The sequence below is a fragment of the Epilithonimonas sp. genome (genome assembly GCF_056329745.1).
The window spans coordinates 61,470-82,414 of sequence record NZ_JBWEYV010000014.1; the positions used below are offsets into that span (position 1 = coordinate 61,470).

29 protein-coding genes are annotated in these 20,945 nt (G+C 37.8%); 15 read left to right on the forward strand and 14 right to left on the reverse strand.

Features of this window, described 5'->3' with window-relative positions; genetic code table 11:
- Positions 1-4: 4 nt before the first annotated feature.
- From AC00Y6_RS10955 to AC00Y6_RS11025, 15 genes are all read left to right on the forward strand, one after another.
- Positions 5-1,078 (forward strand): DUF932 domain-containing protein, encoded by a 1,074-nt coding sequence (locus tag AC00Y6_RS10955; protein WP_474490652.1) that lies wholly within the window; start codon positions 5-7, stop codon positions 1,076-1,078.
- Between the two features lie 52 nt (positions 1,079-1,130).
- Positions 1,131-1,514, forward strand: a complete 384-nt coding sequence (locus AC00Y6_RS10960; protein WP_474490653.1) for a hypothetical protein — start codon at positions 1,131-1,133, stop codon at positions 1,512-1,514.
- A gap of 20 nt (positions 1,515-1,534) precedes the next feature.
- Positions 1,535-2,017 carry a DUF1281 family ferredoxin-like fold protein gene (locus AC00Y6_RS10965; protein WP_474490654.1) on the forward strand — a complete coding sequence of 161 codons (483 nt, stop codon included), beginning with the start codon at positions 1,535-1,537 and terminating at the stop codon, positions 2,015-2,017.
- 11 nt (positions 2,018-2,028) lie between these two features.
- Complete coding sequence (locus AC00Y6_RS10970) at positions 2,029-2,367, forward strand: molybdenum ABC transporter ATP-binding protein (protein ID WP_474490655.1); 339 nt, start codon at positions 2,029-2,031, stop codon at positions 2,365-2,367.
- A 14-nt stretch (positions 2,368-2,381) separates the two neighbouring features.
- The gene (locus tag AC00Y6_RS10975) at positions 2,382-2,600 is read left to right on the forward strand and encodes a hypothetical protein (protein ID WP_474490656.1); all 219 of its coding nucleotides are present in this window, start codon (positions 2,382-2,384) and stop codon (positions 2,598-2,600) included.
- Positions 2,590-3,201: a PRTRC system protein E gene (locus tag AC00Y6_RS10980; protein ID WP_474490657.1), complete on the forward strand. Its 612-nt coding sequence runs from the start codon at positions 2,590-2,592 to the stop codon at positions 3,199-3,201. Before AC00Y6_RS10975 ends, AC00Y6_RS10980 begins: the two co-directional genes overlap by 11 nt.
- Positions 3,202-3,219: 18 nt before the next feature.
- On the forward strand, positions 3,220-3,438 hold the full coding sequence (locus tag AC00Y6_RS10985; protein WP_054406329.1) for a PRTRC system protein C: 219 nt from the start codon (positions 3,220-3,222) through the stop codon (positions 3,436-3,438).
- 16 nt (positions 3,439-3,454) lie between these two features.
- Complete coding sequence (locus AC00Y6_RS10990; protein ID WP_474490658.1) at positions 3,455-4,630, forward strand: hypothetical protein; 1,176 nt, start codon at positions 3,455-3,457, stop codon at positions 4,628-4,630.
- On the forward strand, positions 4,627-5,349 hold the full coding sequence (locus AC00Y6_RS10995) for a PRTRC system protein B (protein ID WP_474490659.1): 723 nt from the start codon (positions 4,627-4,629) through the stop codon (positions 5,347-5,349). Before AC00Y6_RS10990 ends, AC00Y6_RS10995 begins: the two co-directional genes overlap by 4 nt.
- The gene (locus AC00Y6_RS11000) at positions 5,349-6,155 is read left to right on the forward strand and encodes a PRTRC system ThiF family protein (RefSeq protein WP_474490660.1); all 807 of its coding nucleotides are present in this window, start codon (positions 5,349-5,351) and stop codon (positions 6,153-6,155) included. The genes AC00Y6_RS10995 and AC00Y6_RS11000 overlap by 1 nt, the downstream gene beginning before the upstream one ends.
- 420 nt (positions 6,156-6,575) lie before the next feature.
- Positions 6,576-7,559 (forward strand): CBASS oligonucleotide cyclase, encoded by a 984-nt coding sequence (locus tag AC00Y6_RS11005; RefSeq protein ID WP_474490661.1) that lies wholly within the window; start codon positions 6,576-6,578, stop codon positions 7,557-7,559.
- Positions 7,560-7,564: 5 nt separating this feature from the next.
- Complete coding sequence (locus tag AC00Y6_RS11010; protein ID WP_474490662.1) at positions 7,565-8,074, forward strand: HORMA-1 domain-containing protein; 510 nt, start codon at positions 7,565-7,567, stop codon at positions 8,072-8,074.
- 3 nt (positions 8,075-8,077) lie between these two features.
- A complete protein-coding gene (locus AC00Y6_RS11015; protein WP_474490663.1) occupies positions 8,078-8,962 on the forward strand; it encodes an AAA family ATPase in 885 nt (294 codons plus the stop codon).
- Entirely contained in the window at positions 8,959-9,771 is an 813-nt protein-coding gene (locus tag AC00Y6_RS11020) for an SMODS-associated NUDIX domain-containing protein (RefSeq protein WP_474490664.1), read from the forward strand. Before AC00Y6_RS11015 ends, AC00Y6_RS11020 begins: the two co-directional genes overlap by 4 nt.
- A 2-nt stretch (positions 9,772-9,773) precedes the next feature.
- Positions 9,774-10,349, forward strand: coding sequence for a hypothetical protein (locus AC00Y6_RS11025; protein WP_474490665.1), 576 nt, complete (start codon positions 9,774-9,776; stop codon positions 10,347-10,349).
- An 8-nt stretch (positions 10,350-10,357) separates the two neighbouring features.
- Here the strand turns inward: AC00Y6_RS11025 and AC00Y6_RS11030 are convergent, their stop codons facing one another.
- The 14 genes from AC00Y6_RS11030 to AC00Y6_RS11095 form a co-directional block, all read right to left on the reverse strand.
- Positions 10,358-10,759: a DNA-binding response regulator gene (locus AC00Y6_RS11030; protein WP_474490666.1), complete on the reverse strand. Its 402-nt coding sequence runs from the start codon at positions 10,757-10,759 to the stop codon at positions 10,358-10,360.
- A gap of 279 nt (positions 10,760-11,038) precedes the next feature.
- A complete protein-coding gene (locus AC00Y6_RS11035; protein ID WP_474490667.1) occupies positions 11,039-11,335 on the reverse strand; it encodes a helix-turn-helix domain-containing protein in 297 nt (98 codons plus the stop codon).
- Positions 11,316-11,627 carry a helix-turn-helix domain-containing protein gene (locus AC00Y6_RS11040; RefSeq protein WP_474490668.1) on the reverse strand — a complete coding sequence of 104 codons (312 nt, stop codon included), beginning with the start codon at positions 11,625-11,627 and terminating at the stop codon, positions 11,316-11,318. The genes AC00Y6_RS11035 and AC00Y6_RS11040 overlap by 20 nt, the downstream gene beginning before the upstream one ends.
- Positions 11,628-11,819: 192 nt before the next feature.
- Positions 11,820-12,269, reverse strand: a complete 450-nt coding sequence (locus tag AC00Y6_RS11045) for a DUF3872 domain-containing protein (protein WP_474490669.1) — start codon at positions 12,267-12,269, stop codon at positions 11,820-11,822.
- A gap of 10 nt (positions 12,270-12,279) precedes the next feature.
- On the reverse strand, positions 12,280-12,840 hold the full coding sequence (locus AC00Y6_RS11050) for a conjugal transfer protein TraO (protein WP_474490670.1): 561 nt from the start codon (positions 12,838-12,840) through the stop codon (positions 12,280-12,282).
- Between the two features lie 20 nt (positions 12,841-12,860).
- Positions 12,861-13,754 carry a conjugative transposon protein TraN gene (gene traN / locus AC00Y6_RS11055; RefSeq protein WP_474490671.1) on the reverse strand — a complete coding sequence of 298 codons (894 nt, stop codon included), beginning with the start codon at positions 13,752-13,754 and terminating at the stop codon, positions 12,861-12,863.
- 23 nt (positions 13,755-13,777) lie between these two features.
- Positions 13,778-15,127 carry a conjugative transposon protein TraM gene (traM, locus tag AC00Y6_RS11060; protein ID WP_474490672.1) on the reverse strand — a complete coding sequence of 450 codons (1,350 nt, stop codon included), beginning with the start codon at positions 15,125-15,127 and terminating at the stop codon, positions 13,778-13,780.
- Positions 15,114-15,398 carry a nitrogen regulatory IIA protein gene (locus AC00Y6_RS11065; protein ID WP_474490673.1) on the reverse strand — a complete coding sequence of 95 codons (285 nt, stop codon included), beginning with the start codon at positions 15,396-15,398 and terminating at the stop codon, positions 15,114-15,116. The genes traM and AC00Y6_RS11065 overlap by 14 nt, the downstream gene beginning before the upstream one ends.
- Positions 15,399-15,408: 10 nt before the next feature.
- Positions 15,409-16,032: a conjugative transposon protein TraK gene (traK, locus tag AC00Y6_RS11070; protein ID WP_474490674.1), complete on the reverse strand. Its 624-nt coding sequence runs from the start codon at positions 16,030-16,032 to the stop codon at positions 15,409-15,411.
- A gap of 25 nt (positions 16,033-16,057) precedes the next feature.
- Positions 16,058-17,050 carry a conjugative transposon protein TraJ gene (gene traJ / locus AC00Y6_RS11075; RefSeq protein WP_474490675.1) on the reverse strand — a complete coding sequence of 331 codons (993 nt, stop codon included), beginning with the start codon at positions 17,048-17,050 and terminating at the stop codon, positions 16,058-16,060.
- A 2-nt stretch (positions 17,051-17,052) separates the two neighbouring features.
- Entirely contained in the window at positions 17,053-17,685 is a 633-nt protein-coding gene (locus tag AC00Y6_RS11080) for a DUF4141 domain-containing protein (RefSeq protein WP_474490676.1), read from the reverse strand.
- 27 nt (positions 17,686-17,712) lie between these two features.
- Positions 17,713-20,217 carry a TraG family conjugative transposon ATPase gene (locus AC00Y6_RS11085; protein WP_474490677.1) on the reverse strand — a complete coding sequence of 835 codons (2,505 nt, stop codon included), beginning with the start codon at positions 20,215-20,217 and terminating at the stop codon, positions 17,713-17,715.
- Complete coding sequence (locus tag AC00Y6_RS11090) at positions 20,214-20,543, reverse strand: DUF4133 domain-containing protein (protein WP_474490678.1); 330 nt, start codon at positions 20,541-20,543, stop codon at positions 20,214-20,216. Before AC00Y6_RS11090 ends, AC00Y6_RS11085 begins: the two co-directional genes overlap by 4 nt.
- A 10-nt stretch (positions 20,544-20,553) precedes the next feature.
- Complete coding sequence (locus AC00Y6_RS11095) at positions 20,554-20,859, reverse strand: DUF4134 domain-containing protein (RefSeq protein ID WP_026706465.1); 306 nt, start codon at positions 20,857-20,859, stop codon at positions 20,554-20,556.
- Between the last annotated feature and the right edge of the window lie 86 nt (positions 20,860-20,945).

Below are 20,945 nucleotides of genomic sequence, written 5' to 3' on the forward strand. Positions count from 1 at the left end.
CAAAATGGCACATAACATTCATTTCAACGAGAGAACAGGAAAGCACAGTTTCTTTTCAGTACAGCAAAAAGCGTGGCACGGTTTAGGGCAAATCGTGGAGCAATACCCAACAAGCGAGGAAGCTATCAGACACGCAGGGTTAGATTACGAAGTCGTAAAATGCCCACTCTTTACCAAAGGTTCGGGCATTATCGAAACTGCTAACGGTATCGAAATAGGTAGTAGCGAATTGGAAGTACCTAACTATTTTGCTAACATTCGCACCGATAACAATACTGTATTGGGTGTTGTTGGTAAGGACTACCACATCGTACAAAATAGAGAAGCCTTTAATTTTTTCGATGCTATTGTAGGTGGTGACGAGGGTATTTTATACGAAACCGCAGGAGCATTGGGCAACGGAGAACGCATTTTTATCACAGCCAAATTGACCGATTATATCCGTGTAGGCAATGGCGATGATGTAACGGAAAAGTACATTTTCCTAACTACTTCGCACGATGGTTCGGGCAGTATCACAGCCGCTTTTACTCCCATTAGGATTGTATGCCAAAACACGCTGAATGCCTCATTACGCAGTATGACCAATGTAGTCCGTATCAAACACACTTCGGGAGCAAAACAGCGTATCGAGAACGCCCACAAGATTATGGGATTGGCTAATACATTAAGCATACAGTTAGAGGGCATATTCAATGAGTGGACGAAAGTAAAGGTTACAGACCGTGAAGTAAGAAAGCTAATCCAATTGGCACTTTGCCCCAACAAAGAAACGCTTGACCTACTCAAAAAAGGTGCAGAAGATGAAGTTTCTACCGTGTTTAAAAACGTGGTTGATGATGCTTTCAGCTATGCAATGATGAGCGATACCCAACAAATGGACACCACCAAAGGCACGTTGTTCGGAGCGTATAATGCCGTGACAGGCTACTATCAGAATGTAAGGAATTACAAGAATGACGAAGCTAAGCTACAGAGCATTGTATTGGGTGGTACTGCTCAACTCAAATCACAGAAAGCATTTGAATTGTGTACCTCATTTGCTTTGGACGGTGCGGAAATCCTAAACCTTAATTAAATAGCAACAGGCTACCGCCTTAATCGGTGGTAGCCTACTATAAACTACAATTATGACAATAGAGATATACGAAGCAACGCTGAAGCACGACACAGGTACTACAATGCTAAGAGTTTTTTCACTAAACGGAAAGCAGGGAGCTATACAGCAGATAACAACTACAGAGGGTTGTCCCGAATATGCCATTGTGGATATAGTGAAAATTGATAACGATACAAAACAGCAGGATATGAAAGCAAAAACCATAGAGGAAGCAAAAGAATTAGCTAAAGGCAAGAGCCTTGAAAAGAAGCACAAGGACGAAACAGTACATATTATCTACTGCAATCGTACAGAGTATTTCTACATAGACACGGACGGTTTAATACGCCTTTGGGAGCAGTCATTCGGCTATTATGTAAATGGCGTTTACACCACTGAAAAATCACATTCATAACCCTTAAACAATATACGATTATGGCAAATTGGTGTAGTAATACGGTTGTTTTCGAGGGAGAACTCGAAGCAATCGAACAGATACAACAGCTATTCAAATCAATGGCTGAAAAACAACAGGAAGAAAATTGCGGACAACTGCCCGACTTCGTAGAGGATATTAAAGATGGCTATTTCTTCGACATCTACCAAGACGATGATGTTACAGGCATATTTCAGTACGAAACGAAATGGAGCCCCAATATTGAGGTAGTACAGGCAATAGCAGAACACTACAACGTGAGTTTCACACAAGACTATGAGGAATTGGGAAACGGTGTATGTGGCAGGGCAATTTTCTCTGACAAGCTACTCACAGATATTTATTTGGACGAGGAAGAATTTGAGCAATACGAGTTCGATGAAGAAACGGACACCTATCATTTTGAGGGTGAAGAATACGAAAGTGATTATGAGATATTGGAAACCCTATTGGAACGGAAAATAGAAAATCATCAATCTTAAATGCAGACACAATGGAAACAAAAATAATAGCCACAAAGTTTGTCCGTCACGATGTACCCGAACTCAAAACCCTGCAAAATACAAAGGTCTATCTGTTAAGGGAAAAACTGAACAAAGGCGAAAAGATGAACCGAGCCGAAAAGAACTGGCTTACCGAAGCCGTAAACAGAAATGCTTTTTTCAAAAGAGCCGTTCCCTTGCATGGTTATCGCTTCGGGTTTGAAGATGTTTTGAAAACCTATGTGGTAAAGCAGTACGGCAGTTGGGCAGAATACAACGCCCCCGACAAAACAAGCCTTAGAACTATTGTTTATGGCAGGATTGACCAGATAGCAGAAATCAGTAAATAAAAATTAGAACAGTAATGAAAGTAACGGATTTACACGGTTGCGAAATTGAAATAACCAACCTAAAAGAAGCTATCAAAATAGCCAAACGCAATACAGGATATAGCCACGAGGACAAGAGTTTTTCCGAGTTCGACAAAAGACAAAAAGCCTATTGGACAGACATACACGAGAAATTGACAGCAATCAAAAAACGAACAGATAACAATTTAAAATTTCAGAACAATGAACACTAATTTTTTCAATCAGATACAGCAGTTGGACTTTACAGGAGTATTGCAACTGAACATTTCTAAAGGAGCAGAAAGCAACCTTATCGTATCGGTACTGCTCAACAACGAGCAATGCGGAGATAATGCCAAAAATCTCATTCCCCCATTGACATTTAACGCCACACCGCAGGAATTTGACGAGGGATTTTTTGAGCAAATAACCACGCCTATACAAAAAGTATCGGGCTTAATGGTGGATATGGAAAAATTTCTAAAACAAATGGAAATAGTCAAACAGCAATCGGCAATGGAGAAAGAAAAAACTGAGAAAGCCAAAAAGGAAAAGGAAGCCAAAGACAAGAAGTTTAAAGACGGAATGGCAAAGGCAGATGAACTCGAAAAAGAGGGCGAATTCCGTGAAGCGTGGATAAAAGTTCCCGACATAACCGAGTTTCCCGAAAAAGCGGACGAAATACGAAAACGCAAAACGGAACTGTCAAACAAGTTCGCTACCCCAAGCCTTTTCGGAGCAATGGAAGAAACCACACCCGAACCGCCCCAAACGGAAGAAGTTACAACCGATTATCCCATAGATGAAACGGACGAAGAAGAAACAGAGTATTAACGATTAAAAACAAGCATTATGTTATTAGCAACGCAATTAGAACGAGTGTTTATACTCAAAGATAAAGGTCAAAACATCAGATTGACCGACCCCGAACCACGTTGGAGCGTAGAAGCCGTAATGAATTTTTACGCCAATATGTACCCGATACTCACAACGGCAAAAGCATCTGCACCACAGATAAAAGATGATGCAGTAGAGTACAAATTTGAAAGCGTAATGGGAACGAAAGGTTAAACCAAATATTAAAGCGATGAATTATGCAACGCAACATCATATCGGGAACTATCAACATACCCGAACAGCAACGGCAACGGCAATTGCACCGACAGTTGGGCGAGTTCGCCAATTGGCTACAAAGACCAAAGGATGCAAATCAAGTGCGAAAAGACAAACAGAAATCCGTACCGATAGCAATGCTACCAATGGTATTCTAAAGTGTACGTTTCTGCCTAAACTGAAAATGGAACAATCTGTACAGGCTTGTAAAGGAACAGTAAAAACGGAGAGGGATTTTTATAAGTCCCTTTCCAAACTTGCAGAGCATTACCAAATTGAGCCGATGCAGACCAAAGAGTTTGGCTTTCCCTACAATATCATATTGGGTATGTGGGATATGGAAATCAAACTAAAACACTTCCGTATCAATTGGGATGGTTTACGTTTGGTACAGGACAGCAAGAAAGCGTTTTTGAAAAGTGAGGAACGTTTCGACACAGGCACAACATTGTATTATATTCCCATTGTGCCACTCTTTAAAATGTTCAAAGACCCGAAACGGAAAAAGTCAGCACAGTTGCTTGTTTCGGTTTGCAGTTATCTGTATCATATAGCTGATATTCCGTATTACAGACAGCAGGACACCTATTTGTATTGGTTGTATGAAATGCACAAAGATTGGGTAGAACAGGACGATGAAACGGAAGAAACCCAATACTATAAGCGAGAATTTGCCAAAGCGGAATTGATAGGAGATTGTATAGAACAAAAGCTATTTAACTGCATCAATTTAGAAATGTTTGAAAAGCGTTTAAGCAGTTTTGTAAGCCGTGATGTGTTTGAAATAGAATGTTGGCAGTTGGCTTGTAACGCCTTTGCCCTTTATACGGAATATCCCAAAGCAAGTATTTTCAGAAACGCACCATTGCCCGAACAAGACCCTTATGTCGATGATTACGACAATGAAGCAATCGGAATGGAAAAGTACATTTCGTTTATCGCAGACACAAAAGGTTGGCTCTATGAAAATCTTTCGGACAGCATAAACAATGAGTTTAACGAATACGGAATAATGGAAGAACCAAGCATCAGCAAATCCTTTGACGGAAGTAAAGTAACACAGGAAAGCCTTGATTTTGAAAACCGTCTTTTTACATTATTAGACGACTTGTGTAGCCTACTGTATAACTATAAAACAACAAGACAATGAACAACACAAACGATATAACCGAGAATTTTGGAACATTGTATTATCCAAAATCCGCTTTGGTTTTTTATGAAACCATAGGAACAGATACTGTAACCTATGTGGAGCATTTTGATATGGACAAGAACGGCAATCCAATAAACGCCCACCCATTGACCGTAAGGGAAGCCAATGTGTTGGCAAAATCCCTACAGACTGATGATGAAAAGAACCAAGCCTTTTTAAAGCCAAAGGGAATTTTACCCACTAATGTTTTACACATTAACCCCAATTCGGAAAAAGGCACAGTATTATGGTACTCCAAAGCACAGCAACGGCAGTTGTATTTTGTAAATGGTTTGGAAATACCCAACGGAAAGGCACAAGTACCGCCAATGTTATGGTTTGCAGATAAAAACAGCCTTACTGTATTTGCTTTGGCAAACAACAGAAGACCAACGGCAAAAACGCTCTTGTATCACGCACCATTCTTTAACATCTATGAAAAAGGCAATGTATGTATGGGAACGGTAAGTATAGAGATTAAAAATTCCGCTTCGGTAGAGGAATTTATACAGGCTTGGGAAGACTATTTTTTCAACAGCTATTTTAGTCATTCATTGAGTGCAAACTTGACAAAAAAGAATATTGTAACCCTTTGGAAAAGTCTTATCAATACAAATAAGCCTTTTCCAATTGAGGTATTGAAAACGAATAACAAAACCCTTAAAAATCTATTATAATGGAAACAACAAAAACAGCCGTTCATTTTACGGACAATTATTTACTCAACCCGACTAACCCGATTTCGGTAAACCTTATCGGAGCAGGTGGCACAGGTTCAAAAGTATTGACCGCCTTAATGGAAATAAACGAGAGTTTAATGGCATTAGGACACGCGGGTTTGCAGGTTCGTTTGTGGGATGACGATATTATTACAACAGCCAATTTGGGCAGACAGCGATTTTTTGAAAGTGAAACAGGCTTGTACAAATCCGTAGCATTGATAAACCGCATCAATCGTTGTATCGGTACGAATTGGAAAGCCGAAACCCAAAAATTTGAAAAGGATAAGTTTGGCAGATTGCCCGAAAATACAAAGGCAATCATTACCATTACTTGTGTGGATAATGTACAGGCGAGGTTTGGCGTTGCCGAAATATTGAGGGAAATAAGCTACCGCAAAAATTACAGGGATGACCCTAAATATTGGCTTGATTTCGGCAACAGACAAGATACAGGACAAGTTATACTATCTACCATTGGAGAGATACAGCAACCTAATTCCGAGAAATACCAAACGGTGGCAAGCCTGCCATTTATTACCGATGAATTTGGAGAATTGCTGAAGCAATCCGAACAGGAAGACAACACGCCAAGCTGTTCACTTGCTGAAGCGTTGGAAAAACAGGATTTGTTTATCAATTCATCATTGACACAAATGGGTTGTTCCTTACTGTGGAACTTGTTTCGCAAAGGAATGACCGAGTATAAAGGATTTTTTCACAATCTGAAAGATTTCCGAACCCACCCGATAAAAGTCGCCTGATACCCAAAATCGGGCGGCGAAAAGACGCATCCTTCCGTTGGTCGGAACCGCCTTTTCGCATTTAAAATCGGTACAACCACTTTGCCAAAATGTACCGCTCCACAAATTCCAATTCTCACATTTTACCAAACAGGTTGTGACATCATTTCACGGGATATTCAGTATCCCTTTCGTTGTTTTAGCGAACTTCTTTTCTTTTCACACAGCGACCAAAGAAAAGAAGCAAAAGAACGTCGCTTTATTAATGATAGTTATTAATCAAGTCTAGTATTTTATTAATAATTGATGTAAAATAAATGTTTGTTCTTTTAATAATTCGCTGACATTACAAATTACAGTTTCTATTATAACTGACAAAACGTCATTTTGAATATATTGGATAACAATTTGATATATAGATAGATATTAATACTAAAATTTATGAAGTTATCGAATAAAGATTTACAACACTTTATTGAGAAGATCAAACTACAGCCTGAAAATATGGGTAAATACAGAGATCAAATCAATAATCTAAAACAAAAATTAGAAAAAAAAATTGCCGAAGATGATAGTCATGGTTTAAAAGTCGCAAAATACCTTTTAGCCGGCTCTTGGAAAAAGAAGACTATACTAAAACCAACTGGAGAAAATCCTATTGATATTGATTTGGTTCTATTTGTTGCTGGAGATAGCGATATTCATAATGATTTACCTAAATTATATGATTACATAATTTCCTATCTAGAAAGTATATACCCTCAAAAAGACATCCAAAGAGATGTTGATGCTAAAGGTAATACTAAATCAATAACCATTTCATTTAGTGGAACTGGCTTACAAGTTGATATTGTTCCTGTTGTTCCCTTACAAGATTTACACGAATATGTTTGGCAACCAAGTAGACGTGGGGGGAAAAAATATATTACAAGTATCAGCAAACAATTAAGCTTCTCTTTAGCAAAAAGACAAAACAATCCATCTTACACCTCAATTGTTAGGGCAATAAAATGGTGGAAAAATTATAAAGAATTACAGCCTACGGACAATGAACCAGGCTTATCATCATTTTCAATTGAATTAATAGTTGCTTATTTAGATGAGAATTATGGTATACAAGAAAACATAGAAGAAGGTATAATCCGATTTTTTCAATTTGTAAGCAGTCCTTCTTTTCCAATAATTGAATTCAAAGATTCTATTAGATCGATTCCTAGCAATTATGATTCTCCTATTTACATTGCAGACAACACAAATAAAGAAAACAATATTGTGAAACGTCTTGATAAAAACAAATGGGATGAAATTATTGAAGAAGCTGAAGATGCTTTTGATACCTTAAATATTGCCGAATCAAAAAATAATAAAGGAGACACTGTCCAAGAATGGAAACGTGTTTTCGGACCAACTTTTAATTTAGATTAATGCTTATGTACGGAACAACTACAAAAACAAGTACTTATACAGTTTTAGATATAAGAAAAACCTTTGAGGGCTGTGAAGCCGATATCAGAACTATTGCACGAAGAACTGGAAAATGGACCATGGAGTATGTTGATAAAATATTCTATGATATACTCCTGTTAGCTGAAAATGAATATTTATATTCAGTTGATATTGTCTTGCTCAACAATGAGACAGGCGGAGTAATTCGAGCGTCAAAATTTATTGTAAATTCACTTGGGACATCTACAGAAAGTGAAAGAGCAGGAAAAAATAACGATTGGGCTGACATACCAAACACAAGACTTTCTGTCATTTTGGCATACACTCAAAAATGGAGAAATTTAACCCCAACAGAAAAAGAGAGTTTTTCAAAAAATCTCAAAATATCATGGACGGCTTCCTCTATAGATAATTCATTTCCAAGTCTTCAAAGTTCTAATGCTCAATTATATGCCAGTAAAGGATATGAATTACAAAAAACAAATTACAAATAATCCATGAATAATATTTTTGACAATATAGTTGAATTACCTAATAAAGGTATTCAAGAGAGAACAAAGAACTTGGTCGGTTTTGATTCAAAATTCGATAGGATATTTTCCAACTTAAAATTATTACTTGATCAAGAGGGGTTAATAGAATGGAGTAAAAAATTTCATAATGTAGAATTACCAATTATTTCTCAACTTCAAGAGAAATACCCACTAATAATATTATCTGGGGATGCTGGTACAGGAAAAACCATTTCTGCCGAAGCAATTGCTGATAGAATGTTGCGAGAGCTTAAAAAAGATGGTTTTTTTCTCAAGCTTAGTACAAGAGTAAGAGGTGAAGGTTTACATGGTCAGATGGGAAACTTGGTGAATGACGCATTCAGTGAATTAAAGAATCAAGCAGGAAAAAGAAGAGTTGCATTTCTATTGATTGATGAAGCAGATGCCATAGCTTCAACCAGGTCAACCATGCAAATGCACCAAGAAGAAAAAGCTGCTGTAAATACATTAATTCAAAAAATTGACGAATTAAGAGAATTAAATGGTAGAGCTATCTTATTTATGTCAACCAATAGACTTCATTTTCTGGATGAAGCAATTATTCGAAGAGCTGCAATAATATTAGAGTTTGAGAGACCTAATTTTGATGAAAGAAAGCAATTGTTTGAAAGATCAGTAGGAGAAATTGGATTGACGGATAAAGAATTAGAAACTTTAGCAGAGTTAACAGGAGAGAAACATAATGATAATTTAGCATTTTCTTTCTCAGATATTCGATTAAGAGTTTTGCCTGAGGCTGTATCAAAATGTTTTCCTTCAAAAGCATTGGACTTTAAATCAATAGAAGAAACAATCATTCAACTAAAACCAAGTCCAAAAATAATATGAAAGATAATCTCATAAAATATACGATACCTATTTTACTTATTACTATTGGTTTATTTGACAATGATTTTTGGCATTCTCCATTTACAAGAGCTGGTATAATTTCATTATTGACATTAATTTTAGGTTGGTTAATAGATAATTATAAACAACTAATATTAATTATTAATACTCAGATTTTGCACCGCAAAAAAGATTTTCGTTTATCAATTGCATATCTGTACAGAATTAAAGTTGATAATGAGTATTTATTAGTAAAAAGTAGAACAAGAAATTACTACCAGCCGGTAGGCGGATGTTATAAAACATTACCTAGCAGTAGTGCTATTTTTGAAAAATTAGAAGTAAAACCTGATAGAAAATTTGAAACAGAAAAAGGAATAGCTAAAAATGATTTGAGAGTTTATGTGAAGGGAAAAAATGTAATCTCTTTTCTTAAATGGTTTGATTCAAAAAAGGATAGGGAAATTTCTCCATGGAGAGAGTTTTGTGAAGAATTGATTTCAGAAGACATTTTACCTTGGAAACAATTTCGCTTCATAGATTATGAATTCAAAAAGAAGATTCAATCTCCGATTATCAAATTAGATAGCGGAGGTAAAGGGATATTTATTTTTGAAATTTTTGACTTGGTTATTAATAATGAGCAATTACCAATTCTAGAAAAACTAAAATTAGAAAAAGAATCGGAAAAATTTATTTGGGTAAATGACGATTTGATACAGACACTTGGGCATAGTTTAAATAATAAAGAGTATATGTTTGAAATCGCACCTCATACTAAATATGCTCAAAACCTAAAATGGGAATAAATATGAGTAATATTAATAACAAATTGTCAGAACAAGTTACGATTAAGCTTTTAGATCAAGAAGATTGGAAAATTGTTAAAGAAATAAGTGTTGTTTCAACAAACCAATTCGGTGTCGAAATTACTATTGGTGTTATTATTTATGATCGTCAAATTACCAGTGATTATAAACTTAACGATGATCCAGAACCAAATCAGATTAAAAGATTATTAGATTATCCCAAACAAGAACTATTTACAAATGATGAACTTGATGAATTAATCTTAAATGCAGTAAAAAGTAAATTTCCAAAATCATTTATAAGAAGTCACCAAGTTCTATGGGATTCTGATAAAAAAAGATATGATTATTTGCTAAAAAGACCAAGTGAGAAAGCATTTTTAGAAATTAGACCTAACTTTTCAAGTATCGATATTTACAGTTTAAACGGCAAAACCTTTCCTGTATTCAACAAGGAAATAAATATCTATCAAGATTTTACATTAGAAAGTATAAAATCACATTTTTTCACTGCTAACTGTGATTTTGAAAAAAGAGAGAATTTAATTTCTCAGCTTTATAAGATCGTATTCAAGTAAAATTTACATTACTGATTAAAGCCATTGACAGCCTTGTCAATGGCTCTTTTAAAATCATCAACATCGCTACCAATCAGTAAACAACTTAAAAAGCCAATATCCAAAAGAGTCTTACCAATTTTCTCATCATCAATATCGCTATGAGCAATCAATTTTATAGTAGAATATTCCAGTCTTAATTTTTGAAGTTTTGACAGTATCTGCTTATCGTAAAAATCAAGGTCGATTATACAAACTTCGGGAAGTTCATTTAGTCTTGACAATTGAGACAATCCGTCTTCAATTGTTTCAGATTGAAATATAACTTCAATACCTGATGCAATAAGCTCATTAGTGATTAAATCCAAAATGGGGCTTTTATCATTGATAAAACCAAGAGTAATTTTTTGTTGTGCTGTACCGGTTTCCATATCATTTATTACTTTATGTTACTAAGTGGAGGGCTGCACAAAAAAGAAGGTGCAGGCCACTACAACTTACCGATACTGAGGCACTGGTATACCCGACAACGAATAAGCGAGCGCCCACACCTATAGCGTGAGCGTTCTTACTTATTGTCTTGTTGTCTCAAAAATTACCAGTTTTCAGTACCAAGACTTAAAGCAAAAACACTTTAAGATTTTCTATATTTTACTAAGCAAATATACTAAAGTCGTTTTGATAGAATATCATTTTCCTTCTAAAATTGATTAAAGCCTGTTGTTATTTCTCACATAATTTTGCTCTAACACTGTCAGAATATCACTTTCCTTATAAATAATTTTACCACCTATCTGAATGTATGGAAGGATATTATCATCACGATACTGTTGGAGGGTGCGTTTGCTTATATGTAGTAGCTTACATACGTCTTCACCTGAAAGATATATTTCACCGTTCATCACAGGTCGATAATTTTTCAGTATTTCTTCAATACGGTTTCTTAGTTGCATTATCATTTCCTGATGGGAAATGATTTCTTCAGCATTATTCGTTAGTAAATCCATCGCTATCTTTTTTATGAGTTTGTTCAGCTTCAAGCAAAGCTCGTATATCTGAAAGTTTAAAGTAGTTTTTACGATTTAGTCTGGAATACGGTAAAAGACCTTTGCTCTTGTAGGTTTGCAAAGTTCGTTTGGTGATGTTCATCATCAAGCACACTTCCTGGTTATCGAGCCATTGTTCCTCTTTAAAGATTGGGCTATATTTCTGTACAGCACTTTCAGTCAGCTCCAAAAGTCCTTTTAAATCATCTTTCATTCCGTCCAATACGGATTTTTGTATTGCAATAACTTCCATAGTTTGCTCATTTTTTCTGTGGAAGTTCAAGTTAAAAAGGCTTTTGTTGGGGTTGCTTGATGTTGCACTTATTGGCTTTGAAAGGCAGTTTTTGGCGGTTTAATATGCAAAGTATAGATAATCAAAACACACAAAAACGACCTGCAAAATAGTTTACAGATCGTTTAAGTCTTATAGAATGCTATACCCTTTTTAATCACTACTATTAAACTGAAAACTCAATTGCTTTTCGTTCCCAAAACTGTCAGAAATCCAAACCTCAAAAGATTGTGATACGGCAGATGCAGAAGTGTAATACAACCTGAATTGCTCTGTTGGTAGCGGATACAAATCGTTTGGTAGATAAGGTGTTTCATCGTAATATCGAAGTGAACCCTGTCCATCAAATTGAAAGTAACGAAGAAAATACTGCGTGTTGTTGTAATTTCCTGTCCTTTGAATTGTAACTCGTATTTCCACTGTTTGTCCGTTTGCAACGTCTTTCGGTACAGGCATTACTTTGACCTCAAAAGGAAAATTGTTCTGTATTTCGAGGTCATCATCTTTCCTACAAGATACCAAAGAAACCGATATTGTGAGGGTTGCCAAGAGTACATATATCGGCAATAATCCTATTCTGAATTTGTTAAATATTCCTATCATTTTTTTGTTTTTAAAAGTTAAATCTTAATCCCACTCCAGCAGATGGACGAAATTGTTGCAAATCTGTACCCCATAAAACCTTTGTTCGTCCTGCAAAAACCAATACAAATCGGTCAGACAAATACGTTTCAAAAGTAATTCGTCCGCCAGCTCCGTAGATAAAATTGTCTTCGCTCAAAATCTTCGCACCATCATACAACATCGGTTCGCCACGGTTAATGCTTTCATAGCCGACTACGCCAGTTATTCCTAAATTTAGCGTGAAGTTTTTACGAGCATCTCCCAACAGGAAAAAACTGTAACCAGCTTCGGCAGTAAAGGTTTCTTGCGGAATGCGGATGTCTTTATAATCGTGGTATTGGTGTGTATATTCCAATGCCCACAGTTGGTAATTTCCGTTTTTACCGTTCACGGTCATTCCGATGTTGAGGTAATAATCATCGCCGATTTTATCTTTGGATAAAATACCAGCATTTAGTTCAATTCCTTTTTGCTTCGGAAGCATTCTTTGCGCTTGTGCAACCGTGATGCCTACTAAAATGAGCATCACGGTGTAGATATACTTTTTCATATAATTGCTTTAAAAGTTTATTAAAATTTCAGGTGCATATCGTTTATCAATCGGGCTTTTATCAAGTCCGAATTTTCTACCTGAAGTGTTTGATGTCTACCACCGTTTTTCTCGAAAATCTCAATCAGCAAAATCTTATCATCATCAATGGTAAATTGGTCTAACAGAAAAACGTTTTGCTCGATTGTTTTTCCGCCAATTTCGTCCAAAGGTTTGTAAGTTCTAAGCGGTATCATTGGTCTTTCCTGCACTACGGTACGTTTTGCTACTTTCTTATCCACGACTTTGAAATTGATAAAATCAATCTGGAAAGGCACATTGGTACGGTTTCTCAATTCTGTATGGAAATAGTATTTGCCGTTGTGTATGTAAATTCCTTTCAAAATAAACTGAATACCGAAACTTTTAGCACCAATATGTTTTACAATGCGTTTGTCTTTTTTATAGATGGTTTCCAAAAGTAAACCTGCTAACGACGGAGAATTGTTGCCCAATTCTTCAAAAAGCACATCGTTTCCGTTGGCTTTATCAACCGCTTTTTGCATTGTTAAAAGGTCATAGCTCAACACTTCGGGATAGGAACTATAATACACATTGAAGCTGTAAAAACGTCCGTCATTGGTAATTACCGAAAAATTGGTTTCCGGCTCGAAAGCTCTTACTGATGCTTTTATACGGAGTACGTTTTCCGCATCTTCTGCCTTTCCGGCAATTAAATATTCACTACCCAAATCCACATAACGAATGGCGGTTGGGAAAATCAAGTGAGAAGTTTTATCGTAAGTCACTTCCATTTTGTAGGGTTCTATTTTGCCTAATTCAAGCTGTGTTCTGATGCTGTCTTGCGCATAAGATTGTACGGCAAAGCCAATTATTAGGGCAAATACCCAAAAGGTTTTTAAATGATTTTTCATTTTCTATTAATTTTAATTCAACATTATTTTTTAGATACAAGGAAAACTTGATGTCCTGCTTTGAGTGTAACTTTTGGGGTTCTTACTTTTTTGGCGAAATAGCCCGAAATACCTTGTACTGCACTTTTGCTGAGGTCGGAAGCAATTTGTTGTCCCGTTGAAGAATTCATACTAAAGCTCGAACCTGTGGCATTGCCCATATTTCCCACAATATCCTTAACCGCATTTCTTTCAGCTGAATATGGAACGTACAATCCTTGTTGCCCATCCAAATCGTAAATGGTTATCTCAACAGGAATGATGTTCCCTTCCAATTCTATGGAAGTCACTTTTAATTGTAATCTGCCATTCTGAAATTTTGCATTAGCCGTTACAATAGTTCCTTTTGGAATGGTACGTTGTGGCGTTTGGGCAGGTTCTAACAGTCGTAAACGAACACCAGTTTCGCCGATAACCGTTTGAGCATCGTGTACACAAGCTTTGATGCTGTTTTTCGGTTGTACTACTTGTTTTTCGGAACTTGCGGTATAAAATCCACGGTTTTTTGTTTCGCTCCAATCGGCTAAAAAAGCACTATCCGAAGGTTCACGATACAAAGCAGATACGGTGTTTTTTCTTGAAGGTGTAAATGCTACAAAATGCTCTTTTTGATTTGCCATTGTAGTTCCTGAAGCATTGTTGTTATTGACAGGAGGAGCTTCTGTAGTGTTCGTGGTTCCTTGCGGAAGATACTTAGCTGCCATCTGATAAGATTTTTCCATCAGCGCAAGCTGGTCATCAATGGTTGCAGCCTTTGGAACATCTTTTTCAGCTAATTGGTCTCTCAACTCTTCGAGTTGTCTGCGGAGTTCCATTGTTTCAGAATTATTATCCTGATAAAATGAGCCTAATGTACTTTGTGCATTACGATAACTGCTCAATGCTGAATTGCCGGATCTTCGGGTATTGTTGCCTCCACCAAAATCATAGCTTTCGTCTTCATCCTGCATTTCTTCTTCTTTTTCTGTGTTCTGCGAGCTGCTATCCATATTCCAGTAATCAGAAAGTGTTGTCAGTGCATTACGTTTTTCCTGGTTTTTCTGTTCCAGCATTTCCAATTCATACGCCTTTTGCTTATCCGATTGCATCCCGGCTTCTGTAGCCTGCGGAACGGCATCGTTCAGTCCAAGGTTTTCTATTTCGTTCTTATCTTCCGATGGTTTAAATATGAGGTACATACAACCCACGAAAACAATTCCCATCAAACCGAATATGAGTGGCTTTTTGAGCTTTTCGGTTTTGTTTTGACTACTGTCTTGAAGCACATTAGCGGTTTCTTTCGGATTACCCTCGGTTACCCGAACAACCGTCTTTTTATTCTCATTTTCTTTCATAAATTCTATTTTTTAAAATTGCTGATACACTATCCTGCAAGATTGCAGGATTTCCATTTTTGAGGACAGGATTTTCAATATGTTCAATTTTTATATCGTTTTCAGACTTTCCCGTGTCATACCAGATCTTGACAATAACTCCTGCGGTAAGCAACAGATAACCAAAAAAAAAGTAAAGGGTATATTTGTGTTGTTTACCTATGGGCAGTTCCCGCCATCGGTCGTCCAACTGGTCAAAGTACCTGTCCAGATTTGCTCTTAATTTTTTCATAACCTGTTTTTTAGCGTTCAATCACTTCGACATCCTTGTTTTCCATTATCGCAAACTTTTCAATATTAAAACCCTGCGGATTATTGTCCGAACGAACAGAGTTTACAAGAAAACAAGAAGTAATCAGATTACGTCGAGTTACATTGCTCGAACGGATAATGAACTGTTTAGCATAGGTTTGCACCGAGTATGGATAGTTGTCGAAATTGCAGATGACACTGTCCACTTCGATACGTTGCTGTACATTTCCAGATATGATACGGTTGTAGTATCCCTTTTCTGAGAGGTCTTTGTAGTAATCAAAGGCACTTTTGTCGGCAAGGTTGAATGCCCTTTTCATATTGCTTTCAATGGCATTCTTATCGGGAGCAAGCGTAAAGAACAGTTCGTGAAAACGTCTTACGTGTTCCCTTGCTTCTACAGGTCTGTTAATACTCGCGTCCTGTGAAAGAGCCAGCATCAATGATTTTCCATCGTCTAGCACATACACTTTCTGGCGTTGTTCTTCTGCAAAACGGTAGGATTGCCATACGGCATATCCTACCACACTAATGCAGAGAACTGCAAACACAATGGCATACAGCCTGATCTGTCTGAAACTATTTTCTATATTTCTTAGTGTTTTAAATTCCATTTTTTAGATGATTAAATATTCTACATTATTTCATTAGTTGACCACCGATATTTCCAGCAGCTGACCCGGCACCTGCACTTGCTACATTTCCGGCTTTCATTGCGGCTTGATTTACATTGCGGGTAAAGTTACCTGCACCTCCTGCTTGGATAATCCAGCCTGTTACGGTTGGTATCGTAAAGTATCCAATGATGCCAATAATCATAAAGATGATGTACACGGTATTGCTTGTGTCAGGTATGTAGGTAGGGTCGGCAAGCATCGCTATATCCCGTTCCAAAATGAGAGATTGTATTCGTGCCAACATTGAGCTGAATAGGTCTGACACAGGAAGCCAGAGATATACACTGACGTACCTCGTGAGCCATTGGGTGAGCGTAGTTTGAAATCCGTCCCACACGGAAATGGCAAAGGCTATCGGTCCAAGTATGGATAAGACAATCAGAAAAAACGTCCGTATGGTATCTATGACCAGTGCCGCCGCTTGAAAGAGTATTTCTAAAAGATTACGAAACCAATCTTTAAGGGCTTTTTCTACTTGATAGGCTCCACGATCCATATACATTCCTGCCATTGTTCCAATATCGGAAGGCGACCAGCCTAATTCTTCCAGCTTCTTATCAAATTCTTCATCCGATACCATGTAGGCAGTTTCAGGATTCCGAACCATTGCTTCATACTCTAATTGGTCTTTCTGTTGTTGTAGTAGGTTCAGATCAAGTACCTGATTTTCTAATATGGAGTGAGTTCCTGTAACTATAGGGCTTAATACGGCATTGATAGTTCCCAAAACAATGGTTGGAAAAAACATAATACACAGTCCCAAAGCGAACGGACGCAATAATGGAAACATATCAATAGGTTCGGCACGACTTAAAGCCTGCCAAACCTTTAATGCCACATAGAATAATGCACCCAATCCCGCCAGACCTTTTGCGACTGCCGCCATATCGCCTGCAAGCGGCATCATATCATCGTAGAGCGACCGCAGGACTTCATGAAGATTATTCCATTCCATGACTACCAGTATTTTTGATTAGAAGCTCCATAGAGATCAAGTACTCTTTTGGCATCATTTTTCTTTTTCGCTCTCAAATAGCTTACAGAAATATTCTTGTTGGTGTAATAGCGTACAAGGCTGTGGTATTCCTTTACTTCTTTATACACACGGTCTATGATGTCCATTCGCTCCTTATCATTTAAAGAAAGGCTTGATGAGGTTACAATCTGCTTTAATTCTTTCAGCAGTTCGGTACTTTCATTGAGTAAGGCCGAATAGCCATTACCGATAGCAACTAATTCCTGTGGAGTGAAATTGGGATCGTTCATCATCTTACCGAAATTCTGTACATACATTTCAGACACATCACCTACTAAGAGTACCGTTTGCTGTACTTTGCGGGCATCCTTTACCAGATTATTGATTGCTTTCAGCTTATCGTAATACTCTTTACCTTGCTTATAGACTTTTTCAACCTCCTTAAAATTCTTCACCACATTACTTACGGTAGATGAAGTCTGTACGATTTCGTTCGCAGAGTTGAGAATACCTGAAGCTAAATTAGCGGGGTCGGTTACGACAAACTGTGCTTTTGCTGAAGGTGCTACGGCTAACATTAATGCCGTACACGCTGTAAAAATGATTTTTTTCATTGTTTCTAAATTTTAAATGATTAATAATTATTGATTTACTTTATCACGCCTTTTCATAGCAATATGCTTGATGGCGAGTTCGACGTTGCCATCGAGTTCCGATGCGAGCTGCATCACTTCCATTTTTTCGGTTTCTTCCGTGGTGTATGCCAAATACTCTTCAAGACTAACTTCGGTGGCATAAACTGCGGAGTGTGTTCCACCTAAACCAATCCAAACCTCTTTGTAAAGTCGGCTTGGGTCGTTATTCATATTGATGGAAAGCACCTGTGCTTTTTCTTTATCCGTCAATCCCAACATAGATTGTATATCATCAAACTTATTCATATACTTTCGCTGGTCTAAAAGGATCTTGCAATCGGAATTATTGATGATACTTTCCTTGACAATAGGTGACTGGATAATATCGTCCACCTCTTGCGTTACCACGATGGCTTCCCCGAAAAACTTACGTACGGTTTTAAACAAATATTTTATGTATTCCGCCATTCCTTCCTTCGCAATCGCTTTCCAGGCTTCTTCAATTAGTATCAGCTTGCGGATACCTTTGAGCCTACGCATCTTGTTGATGAACACCTCCATAATGATAATCGTGACTATGGGAAAGAGGATTTTGTGGTCTTTAATTGCATCGATTTCAAACACGATAAAGCGTTTGGAAAGCAGGTCTAACTGCTTATCGGAGTTCAGCAAATAATCGTATTCCCCACCTTTGTAATAAGGTTCGAGTACGTTGAGGAAATTGGCAATATCAAAATCTTTTTCCCTGACTTCTTTTGCTTCTAAAACCTTGCGGTAATCGCCTTTTACATATTCATAAAAACCATTGAAAGATGGAAAAATCCCCTCGTTTTTAATGCGTTCTATGTAACCAGACACAGCATTAGAAAGTGCTACTTCTTCAGAACGTGTTGGCGGTTCATCATCACGTTTCCATAGCGTGAGTATCAAGGTTTTGATGCTTTCCCGTTTCTCAATATCGAAAACGCCATCATCGGTATAGAAAGGATTAAAGGCAATGGGATTATCTTCGGTGTAAGTAAAATAAACACCGTCTTCGCCTTTCGTCTTGCCTTTGATGAGTTCGCATAATCCCTGATACGAGTTACCGGTATCTACGAGTAGTACGTGAGCACCTTGCTCATAGTACTGCCTAACCATGTGGTTGGTAAAAAAAGATTTTCCACTTCCTGACGGACCCAATATGAATTTGTTCCGGTTTGTGATGATACCACGTTTCATCGGCAAATCCGATATATCCAGATGGATAGGCTTTCCGGTCAATCTATCCGCCATCTTGATACCGAACGGCGAGGGAGAATTGTGGTAATTGGTTTCTTCGGTAAAAAAGCAAAGCGCAGGTTCTATGAACGTGTAGAAGCTTTCTTCGCTTGGAAAGTCGCCAGCATTGCCAGGCATTGCTGCCCAATACAAAGTGGCTACATCTGTTGTGTTGTGGCGTGGTTTACATTCCATTAAGGCTAATGCACTACCGCAATCGTTCTTTAACTGTTTGAGTTCATTCGGATCTTCCGACCAGGCCAGGATATTGAAATGTGCCCGAATAGACGATAGTCCAAAAGAATGAGCTTCATTCAAGTATCGTTCAATCCATTCCTTATTGATTTGGTTGGCACGGCTGTATCTTGCCAGCGAGTGCATATTACGAGCAGACTTCTCAAACTTTTGCAGATTGGCTTCACTGTTATCCAAAAACAAATATTGGTTGTATATGTGGTTACAGCTCAGTAGCAATCCCACGGGTGCAGCAAAGGATAAACGGCAGTCGCTACGGTCAGTAGATAATTTTTCAAAACGGGTATCTGCCGATACCGTTCCAGGTAAATCATCCGTATCGGATAAGGTGTGCAAAGACAACCTTTTGTTGCCGATACGTACTTCTTCCGATCCCAGTCCAATGTCCTGCATCGGTGTTCCTACCTCTCTCGAAAGGGTAAGATATTGCTCCAACAATCCCTGTTTTTCGTCTGTACCAATGATTTCATCTTCGGTCATATGTTGCAGGGTAATGAAACCGCTATCATTTACTATACGCTCAAACTGCGCCACGGCTTCCATAAAGCGGTGTATCGTTTCCTTATCCCTGATTTCCTTTGGTATCAGTGAACCTTTGCAAAGCGAGCTGAAGTTGCTCTGCATACGCATCCGCTCTTTGGTAGTCTTCGTCAGAAACAAATAGCAATAGTGATTAAGGAATGGTCGCTCATTGAAATGACGTTGATAGGATTTTGCCAAGAAGCTTTGGTCATCCACTGCTAAATCGGGAGCATAGTTTTCCTTGATGTACCAATCCTGTTTATGGATTACCGTAAAATCAGGCAGGGTTTTAATGGCCTTATGCCATGCAGAGTGAATAGCTTCATATTCAGCAGAAGCTACGGTAAACAATTCCGGCAAACGCACTTCAAAACAGGCGGTAATATCTGCATCTTTCGAAAGAATACAGTTATTCTCTACTGCCAATAATGGAAACTTACTTTCCAACGTGGTGGTCTTTGCTATATTTCTCATACGGCATTTGGTTTAGAAGTGAATTTTAAATAACGGTGTACAGGCTTGCGACAGATGATGTATCGGGGATGTCTTTTTCTTGCCCCGATTTTCATTAATCCATGTTCACCATACTTTTGGTTGAGCGAAAAGGTCTGCCACACAATGAGCGAAGCTCCACCTGCTCCGAGAAACAAGCAGATGTAAGAATTTACGCCTACCATATACAGTATCATCACGAGGATGAGCGTAGCTAATAGTCCGCCTGCGAAAATGAACAGGTACTGTGCTTTCAAACCTTTAAATTCCACCGTTCTTCCGATGCCTTTGTTAATATTGTAATTCATAAGGCAAATGTTAAAGGAAGAATGAACGCAGAATAGTAGCCGCTACGATTAAAAAGATACAGGCACCGAACCACGAAGCTGCCGTTTTGCTCGTGTCAGGGTCACCACTACTGAATTTGTTATAGACCTTAACGCCCCCGATTAAACCCACGACGGCACCGATGGCGTAAATAAGCTGGGTTGCGGGATCGAAATAAGAAGTTACCATTTGAGTAGCCTCGTTAATTCCTGCCGTACCGTTTCCCTGTGCGAATGCACCAATTCCTGACAGCATTGCCACTGCTGCCAGCAAAACTTTTTTTCTTTGTTTTTCCATAATTGAAACACATTATTTTGTTATTTTTACCCCACACCTTGTGGGCTTTCGGAACAAAAGTGCTTCAGAAATCAGAATACTCTAAC

Excerpts from the sequence above, each read along its gene's own strand:
- AC00Y6_RS10955 (WP_474490652.1), top strand. The coding sequence starts at position 5 with ATGGCACATAACATTCATTTCAACGAGAGAACAGGAAAGCACAGTTTC.
- AC00Y6_RS10960 (WP_474490653.1), top strand. The coding sequence starts at position 1,131 with ATGACAATAGAGATATACGAAGCAACGCTGAAGCACGACACAGGTACT.
- AC00Y6_RS10965 (WP_474490654.1), top strand. The coding sequence starts at position 1,535 with ATGGCAAATTGGTGTAGTAATACGGTTGTTTTCGAGGGAGAACTCGAA.
- AC00Y6_RS10970 (WP_474490655.1), top strand. The coding sequence starts at position 2,029 with ATGGAAACAAAAATAATAGCCACAAAGTTTGTCCGTCACGATGTACCC.
- AC00Y6_RS10975 (WP_474490656.1), top strand. The coding sequence starts at position 2,382 with ATGAAAGTAACGGATTTACACGGTTGCGAAATTGAAATAACCAACCTA.
- AC00Y6_RS10980 (WP_474490657.1), top strand. The coding sequence starts at position 2,590 with ATGAACACTAATTTTTTCAATCAGATACAGCAGTTGGACTTTACAGGA.
- AC00Y6_RS10985 (WP_054406329.1), top strand. The coding sequence starts at position 3,220 with ATGTTATTAGCAACGCAATTAGAACGAGTGTTTATACTCAAAGATAAA.
- AC00Y6_RS10990 (WP_474490658.1), top strand. The coding sequence starts at position 3,455 with ATGAATTATGCAACGCAACATCATATCGGGAACTATCAACATACCCGA.
- AC00Y6_RS10995 (WP_474490659.1), top strand. The coding sequence starts at position 4,627 with ATGAACAACACAAACGATATAACCGAGAATTTTGGAACATTGTATTAT.
- AC00Y6_RS11000 (WP_474490660.1), top strand. The coding sequence starts at position 5,349 with ATGGAAACAACAAAAACAGCCGTTCATTTTACGGACAATTATTTACTC.
- AC00Y6_RS11005 (WP_474490661.1), top strand. The coding sequence starts at position 6,576 with ATGAAGTTATCGAATAAAGATTTACAACACTTTATTGAGAAGATCAAA.
- AC00Y6_RS11010 (WP_474490662.1), top strand. The coding sequence starts at position 7,565 with ATGTACGGAACAACTACAAAAACAAGTACTTATACAGTTTTAGATATA.
- AC00Y6_RS11015 (WP_474490663.1), top strand. The coding sequence starts at position 8,078 with ATGAATAATATTTTTGACAATATAGTTGAATTACCTAATAAAGGTATT.
- AC00Y6_RS11020 (WP_474490664.1), top strand. The coding sequence starts at position 8,959 with ATGAAAGATAATCTCATAAAATATACGATACCTATTTTACTTATTACT.
- AC00Y6_RS11025 (WP_474490665.1), top strand. The coding sequence starts at position 9,774 with ATGAGTAATATTAATAACAAATTGTCAGAACAAGTTACGATTAAGCTT.
- AC00Y6_RS11030 (WP_474490666.1), bottom strand. The coding sequence starts at position 10,759 with ATGGAAACCGGTACAGCACAACAAAAAATTACTCTTGGTTTTATCAAT.
- AC00Y6_RS11035 (WP_474490667.1), bottom strand. The coding sequence starts at position 11,335 with ATGGATTTACTAACGAATAATGCTGAAGAAATCATTTCCCATCAGGAA.
- AC00Y6_RS11040 (WP_474490668.1), bottom strand. The coding sequence starts at position 11,627 with ATGGAAGTTATTGCAATACAAAAATCCGTATTGGACGGAATGAAAGAT.
- AC00Y6_RS11045 (WP_474490669.1), bottom strand. The coding sequence starts at position 12,269 with ATGATAGGAATATTTAACAAATTCAGAATAGGATTATTGCCGATATAT.
- AC00Y6_RS11050 (WP_474490670.1), bottom strand. The coding sequence starts at position 12,840 with ATGAAAAAGTATATCTACACCGTGATGCTCATTTTAGTAGGCATCACG.
- traN (WP_474490671.1), bottom strand. The coding sequence starts at position 13,754 with ATGAAAAATCATTTAAAAACCTTTTGGGTATTTGCCCTAATAATTGGC.
- traM (WP_474490672.1), bottom strand. The coding sequence starts at position 15,127 with ATGAAAGAAAATGAGAATAAAAAGACGGTTGTTCGGGTAACCGAGGGT.
- AC00Y6_RS11065 (WP_474490673.1), bottom strand. The coding sequence starts at position 15,398 with ATGAAAAAATTAAGAGCAAATCTGGACAGGTACTTTGACCAGTTGGAC.
- traK (WP_474490674.1), bottom strand. The coding sequence starts at position 16,032 with ATGGAATTTAAAACACTAAGAAATATAGAAAATAGTTTCAGACAGATC.
- traJ (WP_474490675.1), bottom strand. The coding sequence starts at position 17,050 with ATGGAATGGAATAATCTTCATGAAGTCCTGCGGTCGCTCTACGATGAT.
- AC00Y6_RS11080 (WP_474490676.1), bottom strand. The coding sequence starts at position 17,685 with ATGAAAAAAATCATTTTTACAGCGTGTACGGCATTAATGTTAGCCGTA.
- AC00Y6_RS11085 (WP_474490677.1), bottom strand. The coding sequence starts at position 20,217 with ATGAGAAATATAGCAAAGACCACCACGTTGGAAAGTAAGTTTCCATTA.
- AC00Y6_RS11090 (WP_474490678.1), bottom strand. The coding sequence starts at position 20,543 with ATGAATTACAATATTAACAAAGGCATCGGAAGAACGGTGGAATTTAAA.
- AC00Y6_RS11095 (WP_026706465.1), bottom strand. The coding sequence starts at position 20,859 with ATGGAAAAACAAAGAAAAAAAGTTTTGCTGGCAGCAGTGGCAATGCTG.